The 13,399-nt window shown below is 73.2% G+C and carries 13 protein-coding genes; 6 read left to right on the top strand and 7 right to left on the bottom strand.

What is annotated here, in order from left to right; genetic code table 11:
• Positions 1 to 3: 3 nt before the first annotated feature.
• On the bottom strand, positions 4 to 456 hold the full coding sequence (locus FDO65_RS20540) for a nucleoside deaminase (RefSeq protein ID WP_137451724.1): 453 nt from the start codon (positions 454 to 456) through the stop codon (positions 4 to 6).
• A gap of 56 nt (positions 457 to 512) precedes the next feature.
• Entirely contained in the window at positions 513 to 1,037 is a 525-nt protein-coding gene (locus FDO65_RS20535) for a tRNA adenosine deaminase-associated protein (RefSeq protein WP_240757763.1), read from the bottom strand.
• Between the two features lie 151 nt (positions 1,038 to 1,188).
• Here FDO65_RS20535 and FDO65_RS20530 point away from each other — a divergent pair, with 151 nt between their 5' ends.
• Positions 1,189 to 2,184, top strand: a complete 996-nt coding sequence (locus FDO65_RS20530) for a prephenate dehydrogenase (protein WP_137451619.1) — start codon at positions 1,189 to 1,191, stop codon at positions 2,182 to 2,184.
• Here the strand turns inward: FDO65_RS20530 and FDO65_RS20525 are convergent.
• The gene (locus FDO65_RS20525; RefSeq protein ID WP_137451618.1) at positions 2,163 to 2,669 is read right to left on the bottom strand and encodes a VOC family protein; all 507 of its coding nucleotides are present in this window, start codon (positions 2,667 to 2,669) and stop codon (positions 2,163 to 2,165) included. The two genes, FDO65_RS20530 and FDO65_RS20525, sit on opposite strands and share 22 nt — an antisense overlap.
• Positions 2,670 to 2,814: 145 nt before the next feature.
• On the opposite strand from FDO65_RS20525, the gene FDO65_RS20520 reads away from it, so the two are divergent.
• The 3 genes from FDO65_RS20520 (at position 2,815) to FDO65_RS20510 (ending at position 4,230) form a co-directional block, all read left to right on the top strand.
• Positions 2,815 to 3,174 (top strand): hypothetical protein, encoded by a 360-nt coding sequence (locus FDO65_RS20520; RefSeq protein WP_137451617.1) that lies wholly within the window; start codon positions 2,815 to 2,817, stop codon positions 3,172 to 3,174.
• Positions 3,175 to 3,238: 64 nt separating this feature from the next.
• Positions 3,239 to 3,937, top strand: coding sequence for a putative glycolipid-binding domain-containing protein (locus FDO65_RS20515; protein WP_166442320.1), 699 nt, complete (start codon positions 3,239 to 3,241; stop codon positions 3,935 to 3,937).
• Positions 3,938 to 4,002: 65 nt separating this feature from the next.
• Complete coding sequence (locus FDO65_RS20510) at positions 4,003 to 4,230, top strand: antitoxin (protein WP_137451615.1); 228 nt, start codon at positions 4,003 to 4,005, stop codon at positions 4,228 to 4,230.
• 86 nt (positions 4,231 to 4,316) lie between these two features.
• Here the strand turns inward: FDO65_RS20510 and FDO65_RS20505 are convergent, their stop codons facing one another.
• The 3 genes from FDO65_RS20505 to FDO65_RS20495 form a co-directional block, all read right to left on the bottom strand.
• Positions 4,317 to 5,390, bottom strand: a complete 1,074-nt coding sequence (locus FDO65_RS20505; protein ID WP_166442319.1) for an alpha/beta hydrolase family protein — start codon at positions 5,388 to 5,390, stop codon at positions 4,317 to 4,319.
• Positions 5,391 to 5,446: 56 nt separating this feature from the next.
• The gene (gene hrpA, locus FDO65_RS20500) at positions 5,447 to 9,664 is read right to left on the bottom strand and encodes an ATP-dependent RNA helicase HrpA (protein WP_137451613.1); all 4,218 of its coding nucleotides are present in this window, start codon (positions 9,662 to 9,664) and stop codon (positions 5,447 to 5,449) included.
• 71 nt (positions 9,665 to 9,735) lie between these two features.
• The gene (locus tag FDO65_RS20495) at positions 9,736 to 10,266 is read right to left on the bottom strand and encodes a 2'-5' RNA ligase family protein (protein ID WP_137451612.1); all 531 of its coding nucleotides are present in this window, start codon (positions 10,264 to 10,266) and stop codon (positions 9,736 to 9,738) included.
• A gap of 151 nt (positions 10,267 to 10,417) precedes the next feature.
• Here FDO65_RS20495 and FDO65_RS20490 point away from each other — a divergent pair, with 151 nt between their 5' ends.
• Positions 10,418 to 11,722 (top strand): AI-2E family transporter, encoded by a 1,305-nt coding sequence (locus FDO65_RS20490; RefSeq protein ID WP_240757761.1) that lies wholly within the window; start codon positions 10,418 to 10,420, stop codon positions 11,720 to 11,722.
• A 4-nt stretch (positions 11,723 to 11,726) separates the two neighbouring features.
• Here the strand turns inward: FDO65_RS20490 and FDO65_RS20485 are convergent, their stop codons facing one another.
• The gene (locus tag FDO65_RS20485; RefSeq protein ID WP_205850215.1) at positions 11,727 to 12,671 is read right to left on the bottom strand and encodes an acyl-CoA thioesterase; all 945 of its coding nucleotides are present in this window, start codon (positions 12,669 to 12,671) and stop codon (positions 11,727 to 11,729) included.
• 91 nt (positions 12,672 to 12,762) lie between these two features.
• On the opposite strand from FDO65_RS20485, the gene FDO65_RS20480 reads away from it, so the two are divergent.
• Positions 12,763 to 13,344 carry a SixA phosphatase family protein gene (locus tag FDO65_RS20480; RefSeq protein ID WP_137451610.1) on the top strand — a complete coding sequence of 194 codons (582 nt, stop codon included), beginning with the start codon at positions 12,763 to 12,765 and terminating at the stop codon, positions 13,342 to 13,344.
• Positions 13,345 to 13,399 lie beyond the last annotated feature (55 nt).

Raw genomic sequence — 13,399 nt, 5'->3', positions numbered from 1 at the left:
GGCTCAGCGACGGGTTCGGAAGAACTCCCGCACGAGTGCAGCGCACTCGTCCTCACAGACCCCGCCCCGGACCTCCGGGCGGTGGGTGAGGCGGGCGTCGCGGACGACGTCCCAGAGCGACCCGACGGCGCCGGTCTTCGGTTCCCAGCAGCCGAAGACGAGCCGGGCGATGCGGGCCAGGACCAGGGCCCCGGCGCACATGGTGCAGGGCTCGACGGTGACGACCAGGGTGCAGCCGGCCAGGTTCCAGTCGCCGACCTGCGCGGCGGCCTGCCGGAGCGCGAGCACCTCGGCGTGGGCGGTCGGGTCGCCGGTGGCCTCCCGCGCGTTCCCGGCGATACCGAGCATGCGGACCCCGTCGGCGGCGGCCGGGTCAGGGCGGTAGACGACGGCGCCGATGGGGACGTCGCCCGACTCCCGGGCGACCCGGGCGGCGACGTCCAGCGCCAACCGCATGGCGTGCCGATCGGCCGCCGTCACCGGGGCGGGGGCCGGCGGGAACCCGCCGGCGGTCAGACCTTCTCCAGCGCCGCCGCGAACTCGGAGCCGAAGCCGCAGCGCTGCGCGATCATGGCCAGCGCCTCGTCCGGGTAAAGGTCGACGTCGTCGACGACGATCTGCATCTCCTGCTCGGACATCCCCAGATCGGCCAGCAGGGCCAGATCGCCCTCCGGCCAGGGCTCGTCGTCGTCGATGTCGTCCTCTTCGGGGACCGGCACGTGCAGCAGGTCCAGCACGTCCGCCGCGATGTCGTAATCCAGGCCCGCGGTCGCATCCGACAGCAACAGGCCGGCGCCGCCGGGGATCGGCCGGACGAGGACGAAGAACTCGTCGTCGATCGACAGCATCCCGAACACCGGGCCCGACGCCGCGACCCGGCGCAGCGCGGTCAGCACCGCGTCGAGGTCGTCCAGCAGCTCGGGCGCGAGGACGGCGCACTTCCAGGTGCTCTCCTCACGGGTCACCGCGATACCGAAACCACCGGATTCGCCCTCGTCCTCCGATTGGCCCGGGACCGACGTACTCGCAGCGCTCACGCCGGGCAACGTTACGGGCTCCGCGGGGTCAAGGCCACGCCTCGGCCCGGTCGGGTGTTCGCTGAGCGGCGTCGGCGGGCAGAATCGACCCGGACGGGCGCGGAACGATGCCGCGGGGGACCCGGAACGCTCTCGGGGTGGGGGTTTGACCATGCGGCAGGACGCGCTGCCTCCGGCATTCGTCGTCGGGTTGGGTCTGATCGGCGGGTCGCTGGTACGGGCCCTGGCCCCGCACACCGATGTGCGGGGGTGGTCGCCGGGGGAGGCGACGCGGACCGCCGCCGCGGCCGACGGTTTCGCGGTGGTCGACGATCTCCGGGCCGGGCTGGAACGGGCGGCCACCGACGACGCCCTGGTGGTCGTCGCCACCCCGGTACCGGCGTTCCCCGCCGTGCTGGCCGCCGTCGACGAGACCGCCCCCACCGTCCGCCTCACCGACGTCGCCAGCGTCAAAGGCCTCATCGCGGACCAGGTGGAAAGCCTCGCACCCCGCGCCCGGTACGTCGGCGCGCACCCGATGGCCGGCACCGCGCATTCCGGTTGGGCCGCCGGGTCGGCCGACCTGTTCCGGGACGCCGCCTGGGTCACCTGCCTGACCGAGGACAGCGACCCGGACGTCTGGGCCGCCGTCGCCGCCCTCGGCCTGCAGGTCGGCAGCCGGGTCGTCCCCACCGAGGCGCCCGCCCACGACCGGGCCGTCGCCCGCATCTCGCACCTGCCCCACCTACTGGCCCTGGCGCTCGCCCAGGCCGGCGCCGCGGGCGGCGACCTGGCCCTGTCCCTGGCGGCGTCGTCGTTCGCCGACGGCACCCGGGTGGCCGGCACCCGGCCCGAACTGATCCGGGCCATGTGCGAGAACAACCGCGACGCCCTGCTGGACGCCGTCGACGACGCCCTCGGCCTGCTCGGGGTGGCCCGCGGCTCGCTGGCCTCCACCGGCAGCCTGGTCAAGATCACCGAGTCCGGGCACGCCGCCCGCACGGCCTTCGAACAGCGCGGTTCCGGGCTCGAGGACGTGACCCTCAGCGGAGACGACCTCGTCGACCAGCTGCTCGCCGTCGGTGCCGCCGGCGGCTACGTCACCGGGCTGCGCGCCACCGACGACGGCTGGTCGGTCGCCGCCCGCTACCCGGCCGACAACGACTGACGCCCGCGCATCTCGACGTCGAGCGTGCGAAAGACGGTGTCGTCACCGCCCTCCCAGACCGGCCGCGGGTCGGCCTGACCGGGCGCCGGCGCGTACAGCCACCACAGGTTGCCCCACGGGTCGGCCATCCGGCCCAGGGTGGTCTCGCCGTAGAACGGGGTCGCCGGGGTGACCACCCGGGCACCGTGGGCCACCGCGGCCGTCAGGACCGCCGCCACGTCGGTCACCCAGATCTGCAGCAGGGCCGGATGCGCCGGCCAGCCGGCCAGCCGGTCGGCCAGCAGCAGGTGGGCGGTGCCGACGGTGACCTCCGCATGGATGAGCCGACCGTCCGACATCGAGGTGCGGGCCTGGGCGACCTCCGTCCCGCCGAACACCGCGACGACGAAGTCGACGAGGGCGGCGGCGCCGTCGACCACCACGAAGGGGTTGAGCGTGGCACCGGCGCCGGCCGGCGGGAAGGAGCGATCCGATGACGTGTCCATGAATCCAGGCTGGCCGCAGTAGCGGCCAGTTCCCGTCCGGATGTGGCCCCGACCCCGGCACTCAGCACCCGAACGTCACCTGATCCTCGCCCGGCGGTCACTCCCCGTCCGGGTGTCGCCCACCCGGGGGTGACGTACTGGCGTCATGTTCTCCTCCGTGAGCCACGCGGTGCGCACCCGCAGCACCGGCCCGCGCCCGCGCCCGAGCCGTCACCGCCGGTCGACCGGGGAATCCCTGGTCGACGCCCTCATCGACCGCGTCCACCACGAGCAGGTCGGCCCGTTCGTCGTCGGTCTGCCGTCCGGCGACACCTTCCTCGTCTCCGGCAGCCACCTCCGCCGCCGCACCGGCGGCCACCCCACCCACCTCCGCGAGTTCGGCACCGGTGACCCGGTCGGCCGACGCGGCCGGGTCACCGTCCAGGGCCTGCACGGGACCTGGACGTATGTGCTGGATCTGCGCACCGGGCACGTCGAGCACCTCAGCCCCGGCCACCGGGGCTGACCACCGCGCCGCCGGGCCGACCACGACCGGCCCGGCGGCGACCCCACACGCGGAGGGAGTGCGGATGACGCGCGACCTGACCGCCGCCCGACCACCGGGCCGGGCGCCGGCCCCGACGGGAACCGGGACCATGCACCGACGGGTGACCGTCGTCGACGGCGGCGTTCGCTTCCTGGCCTGGACGTCCGCGGACGGCCTGCGCAGCGAGACCGCCCGCATCGTCACCACCCCCCGGGGCCTGCGGGCCAGTGGCACCGTGCTGACCCTCGGTGACCGGCCCTGCTCGACGTCCTACGCCCTGCTGTGCGACGCGACCGGACGGACCCGGCGCCTGTCCGTGCGGGCCGAATCGGCCAGCCTGGAACGCGCGGTCGCGCTCACCCGGGCGCCCGGCGCTCCGTGGCTCGACGGGACCGGCCGTCCCCCACCGCATTCCGGCCTCGACGACGTCATCGACATCGAGCTGTCGTCGTCCGTGCTGACCGCGAGCCTGCTGATCCGCCGGCTGGGACTGCATCGACCGGACGCCCCGGCCGAGCCGCTCCACCTCACCGTGGCCCGGATCGCCACCCCCCACCTCGAGGTGGGGACGATGTGGCGCCGAATCCGCGTCATCGACCACGCCGACGACCGGGGAGTGCTGTCCATCGACGGCCCCGACGGCAGCAGCCGGATCACCGTGGACGACGACGGTTTCGCCGTCGACGTCGACCCGCAGGACACCGGGACCGGGAACCCGGACGGGGTGTCGAACGCTGAGTAGGGTGAGCGCCGTGCCGAACCCGGCGCGACCCGACTTCGAGACACCCGCATCGGAGAGGACAGCAGATGGTCGACTTCAACGAGTTGAAGAACAAGGCCCAGGCCTTCGCGGCCGATCATGCCGATCAGGTCAAGCAGGGCATCACCAAGGCCGGTGACTTCGTCGGCAGCAAGATCGGTGACGACAAGGTCAACCCGGTCGAGGACAAGCTCCACGACCTGGTCGACAAGGCCGCCGGCAAGGACGATCTCCCCCCGCCGCCGCCCCCGGTGGTGCCGCCGGCCGCGGTCTGACCGCACGGACGACAAGAGCCCCGCTCCTTCCAGGAGCGGGGCTCTTCCCGTTCAGGCCACGAGAGCCACGGGGTGCACCGGGCGCGTCAGGACCGCAGCCGCGCGACCACCCAGTCCGTGGTGGTGTCGACGGCGTCCTCGCCATAGGCGGGGTCGTCGGAGTAGCCGTGGTCGGCGCCGTCGATGACGTGCAGGGTCTTGTCACTGCTGGCCACCGTGTCGATGAAGGTCGTCGCCACGGACGGGTCCACGACGTCGTCGGCCGATCCGACGACGGCGAGTACCGGACCGGTGTACCCGGCGACGTCGTCCAGCGGGCGGGACGCCTCGATGGAGTCGAACCAGGACAGCGGGATCTCCAGGTCGTCACCCACCTGGGCCTCCCCGTCCTCCCGGGCCTCCTGGTGCAGGTCGGGCAGTTCGTCCTCGCCGTTGTAGACGGCGCCACTCCACGTGATGAGACCGGCGACGTCCGAACGGGTCCCGGCCATGGTCGCCGCGATCGACCCGCCCCGGGAGAACCCGAGGACGGCCACCCGCCGGGGGTCGATCTCCGGGTCCCGCAGCAGGTAGTCGAACGCCGCGTTCGCGTCGCCGAGCATCGAGGTGTAGTTCAGCTCCAGCTGCGATTCCTCGGACTCACCGGATCCGGCGAAGTCGATGGCCAGGCTGGCGACGCCGGAGGCCGCCAGCTTCTCCTGCAACTCGTCGAAATCACTGGCGTGCCGGTCGCCGAAATCGCCGTGCAGCAGCAGCACCGCGGGGGCCAGCCCGCCGTCGCTGACCGGCAGCGAGAGAGTCCCCGGGATGCGGTGGTCGTCGCCGGGCGCCCACACGTCCTGCTCGAACTGGTCGTCCTCGTCCGGCGCGGCCTGCGTCGGACGGGCCGGGTACCCCTCGTCGGCGTCGCCGGTCCCGTCCTCGGCGCCGGTCTCGGTACCGGTCGCAGAGGGGGTGGCGGACGGATCCGGCGCGGACGTCTCGACGGGCCCCGGGTCGGGCAGGGCCGCGGCCCACGACGGCAGGTCGTAGTCCGGCGTGATGTCGGTGCGCGGGGCGACGGTGAGATCGGCCGACTGATGGGTGGGCGCCGTGGTCGACGCCACCTGCGCGGCCGGGGCCGAGCTGCACGCCCCCAGCAGCACCGCGACGATCGTCACGCCCAGGACCGACGGCCAGGGACGGCGAGCCGCCACCCCGACCGGCCGCCCGCCGCTCATCGACGCAGCGCCGCGACGGCGTTGCGGATGCGCTTCTCGGACACAGGGACCACCGTCTTCATCGGTTGGGCGAACACCGCGATGCGGTACTCGGCGAGCAGTCGTCGCAACTGATGGACGTCATGATCGCCGAGTCGTTCGGTGGCAAGCGCGGATATCACCCCATCGGTTTCCTGTTCCAGGGCCGTGACCTCGGCCATCGAGCGGCGGTCGCGCTCGGGGTTCTCCCGCACGCGGCGGGCGCGGATGCCGATGGCCCGGACGTCCCGGCCGACGTCCGGCAGACCGGCGGCGCCGGCCCGCAGCAGGAACCCGGGCCCGACGGTGGCGCGAAGCCGGGCCTGCAGGTCCTTGACGGAGGGCGTCATCGGGTCGTCGCGCCGCAGCGGCCGGCCGCCGGTCAGCTCGTCGATCGCCCGGGTGGCGGTCCGGGCCTCGTCGAGCACCGATGTCGCGGCCCGCAACACGTCCAGGACCGCCCGCTGCACGTGCGGGGCAATCCGGGACTGGAGCCGGGCGAAGTCGGCCGCCGTCCAGACCGGGCCACCGGCCCAGTCGAGCAGCGCGTCCACGGCCGCGTCGATGGCGTCGCGCAGCAGGTCGGCGAAGGTGCCCTCCGGTGGGGCGGCGAGGACGAGCACCTGTTCCCGGGTGAGCGCGGCCCGGATCTGTTTGGCCGACATCGGGGCGGACCGGGCCAGCAGCCGCCGGGTCGCCGCCCACATGGCCCGGGACTGCTCGGCCTCGGTGGCCAGGATGCGGACCCCGACGGTGCTCCCGTCGGCCGGTTCCTCGGCGACCAGCGCCGGGTAGGCGGTCACCGGTTGACCGGCCACCACCGTCGTCACGGTCCGCGGCAGACCGGGCTCGGGGAACGTCGTCAGCCCGCTGCGTTCGATGTCCCGGCCGACCGCGTCGGCCACCGCCCGGTCGGCCGCCGGGCGCAGCTGCGCCTGCAGGGCGGCCAGATCCTTGCCGGAGGCGACGGTGCGGCCGGCGTCATCGGTGACGGCGAACGTCAGCTTCAGGTGGTCGGGCACCTTGGCCAGGTCGAAATCGGTTTCCCGGACGGGGATCCCGGTGGCCGCGGTGACGGCGCGGGCGAACCGCTCCGGGAAACCGCCGGCCACCGACCGGCCGGCGGACTCCTGGGCCGACATCCGGGCCAGGACCGCGTCGGCGACCGTCGGCGCGGGAACGAAGTTGCGGCGCAACGTCTTCGGCAGCGATCGCAGCAGGGCGACCGCCAGTTCGCTGCGCAGGCCGGGGATCTGGTCGGCGAACGCGCTCGGCTCGACCCGGGCCAGCACGGCCAGCGGGATGCTGATCGTGACGCCGTCGTCGGCGCGGGTCGGGTCGTAGACGTAGTCGACCGGCAGGTCCAGCTCGCCGGAGGTGTAGCGGTCGGGGTAGGCGGCCCGGTCGAAACGCTCGGCCCCGGCAGCGATCAGCATCTCCGGGGTGAACGTCAGCAGCCCCGGTTCCGAGCGGGACGCCTTCTTCCACCACGAGTCGAAGTGCCGGCCCGAGGTGACGTCGGCCGGGATGCGGGCGTCGTAGAGGCCGTAGAGGGTCTCGTCGTCGACGACGATGTCCCGGCGGCGGGTCCGGTCCTCCCAGCGGGCGATCTCCTCCAGGGCCTGCTGGTTCGCGGCGAAGAAGGCGTGCCGGGTCTGCCAGTCCCGTTCGACCAGGGCGTGCCGGAGGAACAGCTCCCGGGACACCTCCGGGTCGATGCGGTCGAACTGCACCGTCCGGGCGCCGATCAGCGTCACGCCGAGCAGCGTGACCTTCTCGGTGGCCACCACACTGGCTCGCCGGGCGTCCCAGCGCGGCTCGGAGTAGCTGCGTCGCAACAGGTCTCCGCCGACGCGCTCCACCCAGACCGGGTCGACCGCGGCGCACAGCCGCCCCCACAGCCGGCTGGTCTCCACCAGCTCGGCGGCGACCACCAGCCGGGCGCCCTTCTTGGCCAACGCCGACCCGGGCCAGATCACCCAACTGGTCCCCCGGGTGCCCTGGTACTCGCGGCTGGCCTCGCTCTTCTGCCCCAGGTGGGAGAGCAGTCCGGCCAGCAGCGCGGTGTGCACGCGTTCGGTGTCGATGTCGGTGGCCAGCGAGCCACGACCGCCCTGGGTGGCCGGCGCGTCCTTGGCCGGCTGCTTGCCCGCGCGCTCCCGGGCGACCGGCAGCGGCGGCGACTCCACCTCGGGGTCCATCTTCAGACCCCGGCACAGATGCGCGAGCTGGGCGTGCAGGTCCTGCCACTCGCGGATCCGCAGGTAGTGCAGGTACTCCTCGCGGCACATCCGCCGGAACGCGTTGCCCGAGCGGGCCTTCGCCTGGTCGCCCAGATACCGCCACAGATTGAGCAGCGCGTTGAAATCGGAGTTCGGGTCGACGAATCGGGAGTGTGCGGCCTTGGCCCGGTCCCGGTCGTCCAGCGGATACTCCCGGACGTCGACGACGGACAGCGCGGACGCGATCACCAGCACCTCGCGCAGGCACTGCCGCTCGTGGCCCTCGACGATCATCCGGGCCAGTCGCGGGTCGACCGGCAGCGCGGCCATCGACCGGCCCACCGGGGTCAGCCGTGGCCCGCCGGACCGGTCGGAGTCCTTGGCCAGCGCGCCCAGTTCGGTGAGCACCGTCAGGCCGTCGGTGACCTGCCGACGGTCCGGCGGTTCGAGGAACGGGAAGGTCTCGATGTCGCCGAGTTGCAGCGCGGCCATCTGCAGGATGACCGACGCCAGTGACGTCCGCAGGATCTCCGGATCGGTGAACTCGGGACGGGCCTGGAAGTCGGCCTCCGAGTACAAGCGGATGCAGATGCCGTTCTCCAGGCGGCCGCAGCGGCCGGCCCGCTGACCGGCCGAGGCCTGCGAGATCGGTTCGATCGGTAGCCGCTGCACCTTCGTCCGCGGGGAGTACCGCGAGATGCGGGCCGTGCCCGGGTCGATGACGTAGCGGATGCCCGGCACCGTCAGGGATGTCTCGGCCACGTTCGTCGACAACACGATCCGCCGGCCGGTGTGCCGGTCGAAGACCCTGTGCTGGTCGGCCGCCGACAACCGCCCGTAGAGCGGTAGCACCTCCACCGGCGGGCCCGACCGCCCGGCCAGGTGCCCACGGAGAACCTCGGTCGTGTCGGTGATCTCGCGTTCGCCGGACAGGAACACCAGGATGTCCCCCGGCCCGGCCGCGCACAGCTCGTCGACCGCGTCGACGATGGCCTGCCCCTGGTCGCGGTCGTCCGTGCGCTCGACGACGTCCCGACCGGCCGGACGCCGGGCAGGCGCCTCGTCGTCCAGATCGTCGGGGTCGTCGGTGTCGCCCTCGACGTCCTCGGCGGCCAGACCGTAGGGCCGGTAACGGATCTCGACCGGGTACGTACGACCGGACACCTCGACGATCGGCGCGTCCCCGAAGTGCCGGGAGAACCGCTCGGGGTCGATGGTGGCCGAGGTGATGATCACCTTGAGGTCGGGGCGGCGGGGCAGCAGCCCGACCAGGTAGCCGAGCAGGAAGTCGATGGTCAGGCTGCGCTCGTGGGCCTCGTCGATGATGATCGTGTCATAGGCCGTCAGCAGCCGGTCCCGGCCGATCTCGGCCAGCAGGATGCCGTCGGTCATCAGCTTGACCAGGGTGTCCGGCCCGGTGTGGTCGCCGAAGCGGACGGTGTAGCCGATCGCGTCGCCGAGCCGGGTGCCGGTCTCCTCCGAGATGCGTTCGGCCAGCGCACGGGCCGCGATCCGCCGCGGCTGGGTGTGCCCGATCAGGCCCCGGACTCCGCGCCCCATCTGCAGACACAGCTTGGGCAGCTGCGTCGACTTCCCGGAACCGGTCTCACCGGCCACGATGACGACCTGATTCTCGGCGATCACCCGGGCCAGGTCCGGCACCGCCGCCGACACCGGGAGTTCCGGCGGGAAGGTGATGTCCGGGACCGACGCGGCCCGCCGGAACAACTTCCGTTCCGCGGCGGCCAGCTGCCGCTCCACCTCGGTCAGTGCGCGGGCCCGGCGGACCGCCTCGCGCTGCTTGCGGGCCGACGCCAGTCGCTGCCCGAGGCGCCGACGGTCGGCCGGACCGAGTTCGTCGATGCGGGCGGCCAACCGGCCGGGCGAGGGTGCGGTCGATTCAGGGGCATCCGGCGCTGCGGCCGGGTGCTCGTCGCGAGGGGAGCCGGCGGCCGGCGGAGCGCTGGAGGACATGACTGGATCCAGGATAGGCCGACCACGCCGACGACCGGCCGGGATTTACGGCGGCCGTCACCCGGCGGCCGTCATTGCGCCGCGACGAGCGTGCCGGTCACCTTGGCCGTCATGTCCCACTGCCGCAACTCGACCGCCCGCCCGACCAGGTCGACGGGCTCCTCGCCGGCCACCTCCAGCACCGCACCGAGGTCGTCCGGACCCAGCCGGCGGGCCAGGGTGACGTGCGGTGTCCACGCCCCGGCGGCGAACTGGCCGTGCGGGTCGACCGCCTCGTCCCCCAGCGCGGCGACCACGGCCGCCTGCAGGTCCAGCAGGGCGGTCGAGGCGACCACCAGCCGGCTCACCACCGGACGCCGGCCGGCGAACACCAGCAGCCCACCCAGCCGCAGGTCCAGCGGGAGGGACGCGCCCACCGCCCGCCGGACGGCCGCGACCACGTCGACCGGCAGGTCGTCGGCCAGGGCGAGCGTGACGTGCGGCCGGTTGCTGGCCCCGGTGTGGCGGGCCTGGCTGGGCAGGTCGGCGTCGAGCAGACGCCGCCAGTGCGCCCGGACCGCGGCGTCGGTGGCGTCGTCCAGCAGCAGTTCCAGAGAGTGCACCCGGTCATGATCCGCCCCCGACCGACGCGCACCCGGGTGGCAATGACGCCCGTTTCGGTCACCGACCGGAGAGGATGGAATGCGACATCCGGTTCAGGGGGGCCGGCGGCGGGGACTGCACCGTGGGTCCCGGGGCCGTCCCCGTCCACGCATGACCCGTCAGGAGATCGAGCCCATGCCCCTTCGCTGGCGCAAGACCGGGTCCGCCGCCCAGCCACCGCCCCCCGTCGATCCGGATCCGGACATCATGGCGCCCGCGCCGGTCCGGTCGGCGGCCTGGGCGCAGCGCTCGCCGCAGCAACGGGTCAAGCACGGACTGGTCGACCTTTCGTCCTGGACGGTCCGCGTCCTCATCATCGGCGCGGGGCTCATCGCGCTGTTCTGGGTGATGGGCTGGCTGTGGAGCATCCTGCTGCCGATCTTCCTCGGCCTGCTGCTGTCGACCGTGCTCTGGCCGCCCACCCGGTTCCTCCGCCGGTGGTTGCCGCCCGCGCTGGCCGCGATCCTCTCGGTCCTGGCCCTGTTCGCCTTCGTCATCGGCATCGTCGTGCTGCTCCTGCCGCAGGTCCGGGACCAGGCCGACGATCTGGTCAACCAGGCGGCCAACGGCCTGTCCACCGTGCAGGCGTGGATCGAGGGACCGCCGCTGAACCTGTCCACCGACACCCTCAGCGACCTGGTCGACCAGGGCATCTCCCAGCTGCGCGACAACGGCCAGGTCATCGCCGCGTACGTCGTCAGCAGCCTCGGCACCATCGGCTCCGCGATCATCACGCTCGTCCTCGCGCTGGTGCTGACGTTCTTCTTCCTCAAGGACGGGCCACGGTTCCTGCCCTGGCTGCGGCAGTGGATCGGCGACGGCGCCGGCAGCCACTTCACCGAGCTGTCCCAGCGGGTCTGGAAGGCGCTCGGCCAGTACGTGTGGTCGCAGGCCGCGGTGGCCGCGGTCGACGGGATCTTCATCGGTCTGGGCGTCTGGCTGCTCGGAGTGCCGTTCGCGATCCCGATCGCCGTCCTGACGTTCTTCGGCGGGTTCATCCCGATCGTCGGCGCGTTCACCGCCGGCACGATCGCCGTGCTCGTCGCGCTGGTCAGCAACGGGCTGTGGACCGCGGTCGGGGTGCTGGTCATCGTGCTTGTCGTCCAGCAGCTCGAGGGCAACGTGATGCAGCCGATCCTGGTCGGCAAGACGCTGAAGATGCACCCCGCGGTGGTGCTGACCGTGGTGGCCCTGGGCGGCACCCTGTTCGGGATCATCGGGGCGTTCCTGTCGGTGCCCGCCGTCGCCGTCTTCCAGGTGGTCGCCCGCTACCTGCGGGAACAGATCGGGGCGGCCCCCGACCCGGAGGACACCGACGCCGACGCGGACTCGGACGCGGACTCGGACGACGACCGCCCCGACCAGCCGGGCGACGCGGGCCGGCCGAAGCCGACCCCCGCGGCCGGAACCGCCTGAGCGGTCACTGCAACGGCGGCTGCGCGGCCCGCGACCGCACGTCGATGAGGTGCAGGGCGTGGGCCTCCAGCGCCTTGTCCTCGGCGCTCACGGGCCGCCAGCGCGGCACCTGACGGGCCCGCTTGTCCTCCCCCAGGGCCACGAACACGGTGAGGCTGTGGGTGGTCAGCCGCATCTGCGGCGCCTTCGGATCACCGGAGCTGACGTGCACGCTGATGTGCATGGACGTGCGCCCGGTCCGCAGCAGCCGGGCCGTCACCTCCACCAGGTGGCCGATGAGGATCGGCCGGTAGAACCGCACCCCGCCGGAGTAGGTCGCGATGCACTCCCCGCCGCTCCAGTTCGCCCCACACGCGTAGGCGGCCTCGTCGATCCAGCGCATCACCGTGCCGCCGTGGACCTTGCCGCCCCAGTTGACGTCGGTCGGCGCGGCCAGGAACCGCAACGTCACCTGCGGTGCGGTCCCGGCCTCGGTGTACTGCTGCTCCTTCATCGCCGCCTCGATGTCGGCGCGCAACTGGACCCGTTCCAGCACGTTGGCCTGCAACCGCTGCTCCAGCGACGTCCGCGGCGCCCAGGTCGGCACCGCGGTCGGCCGCCCCTCGCCGTCCACCGCCACGAAGATGACCAGGCAGGTGGTGGCCAGCGAGAAGTCGCCGACCTGCGGATCGGCCGAGGACACCGTCACCTGGATGTCCATGCTGGAGCGGCCGGTGTTGATCAGCCGGGCGTGCACCTCGACCAGATGGCCGGACGCGATGGGCCGGGAGAAGTGCACGTTCCCGACGTACACCGTCACGCAGTAGTGGCCGCTCCAGCCGACCGCGCAGGCGTAGGCGGCCTTGTCGATCCACTCCAGGACCTTGCCGCCGTGCACGGCCCCGTCCACGGCCACATCGGTGGGCGCGGCCAGGAACCGCAGGGTGATCTCGCTGGCGACCGGGCTCACCGGCACCCTCCTTCGTCTCGACACGACCCCCACGCCACCCGTTCGGGCATGGTCATGATCGCGGCAGTGGCCGCATACCGCAGGATGAGGCATGACGACGATCCCGCTCGCCGCCGCTCCGACCGCACAACAGTCCGCCTCGGATTCCGACGCACCGTCCACCGGACGGCGGCTCGCCCTGCTCCGGCACGGCAAATCGGCCTACCCGGACGAGGTGGCCGACCACGATCGCCCGCTGGCCCCGCGGGGCCGGCGGCAGGCCGGACTGGCCGGCGACCGCCTGGCCCGGGAGATCGGCGCCTTCGACGTGGTGCTCTGCTCGACGGCCACCCGCACCCGGGAGACGCTGGCCGCCAGCGGGGTCCTCGACGGCATGGTCACCGCCGACCGGGTGCAGTACCGCCCGGAGATCTACGGCGCCGGCTATGAGGAACTGCTGCCCCTGCTGCGCGCCCTCCCGTCCCCGGTGCGCTCGGTGCTGGTCGTCGGGCACTTCCCCGGCCTGCCCGACCTGGCCGATGAACTCGCCGGCCCCGGCTCCGACGACGAGGCCCTGCGACGGCTCGGCGACCGGTTCCCCACCTCGGCGATCGCGTTGCTGGAAACCTCGGGCGGGTGGTCGAACCTCGGGCCGCAGACCACGCGGCTGGTCGATGTGATCGTCGAGCGGTGAGCCGGCGACCTGCGCGAGCGACCGGGTACCGATGCCGGCGCGGGGGCCGGTGGGG

Source organism: Nakamurella flava, from assembly GCF_005298075.1.
GTDB classification, from domain to species: Bacteria; Actinomycetota; Actinomycetes; order Mycobacteriales; family Nakamurellaceae; genus Nakamurella; species Nakamurella flava.
This window is presented reverse-complemented; position numbering and strand designations above follow the sequence as displayed.

Bases quoted from the DNA above. Each gene is read 5' to 3' on its own strand.
- FDO65_RS20540 (WP_137451724.1), bottom strand. From the start codon at position 456: ATGCGGTTGGCGCTGGACGTCGCCGCCCGGGTCGCCCGGGAGTCGGGC.
- FDO65_RS20530 (WP_137451619.1), top strand. From the start codon at position 1,189: ATGCGGCAGGACGCGCTGCCTCCGGCATTCGTCGTCGGGTTGGGTCTG.
- FDO65_RS20525 (WP_137451618.1), bottom strand. From the start codon at position 2,669: ATGGACACGTCATCGGATCGCTCCTTCCCGCCGGCCGGCGCCGGTGCC.
- FDO65_RS20520 (WP_137451617.1), top strand. From the start codon at position 2,815: ATGTTCTCCTCCGTGAGCCACGCGGTGCGCACCCGCAGCACCGGCCCG.
- FDO65_RS20515 (WP_166442320.1), top strand. From the start codon at position 3,239: ATGACGCGCGACCTGACCGCCGCCCGACCACCGGGCCGGGCGCCGGCC.
- FDO65_RS20510 (WP_137451615.1), top strand. From the start codon at position 4,003: ATGGTCGACTTCAACGAGTTGAAGAACAAGGCCCAGGCCTTCGCGGCC.
- hrpA (WP_137451613.1), bottom strand. From the start codon at position 9,664: ATGTCCTCCAGCGCTCCGCCGGCCGCCGGCTCCCCTCGCGACGAGCAC.
- FDO65_RS20490 (WP_240757761.1), top strand. From the start codon at position 10,418: ATGACCCGTCAGGAGATCGAGCCCATGCCCCTTCGCTGGCGCAAGACC.
- FDO65_RS20480 (WP_137451610.1), top strand. From the start codon at position 12,763: ATGACGACGATCCCGCTCGCCGCCGCTCCGACCGCACAACAGTCCGCC.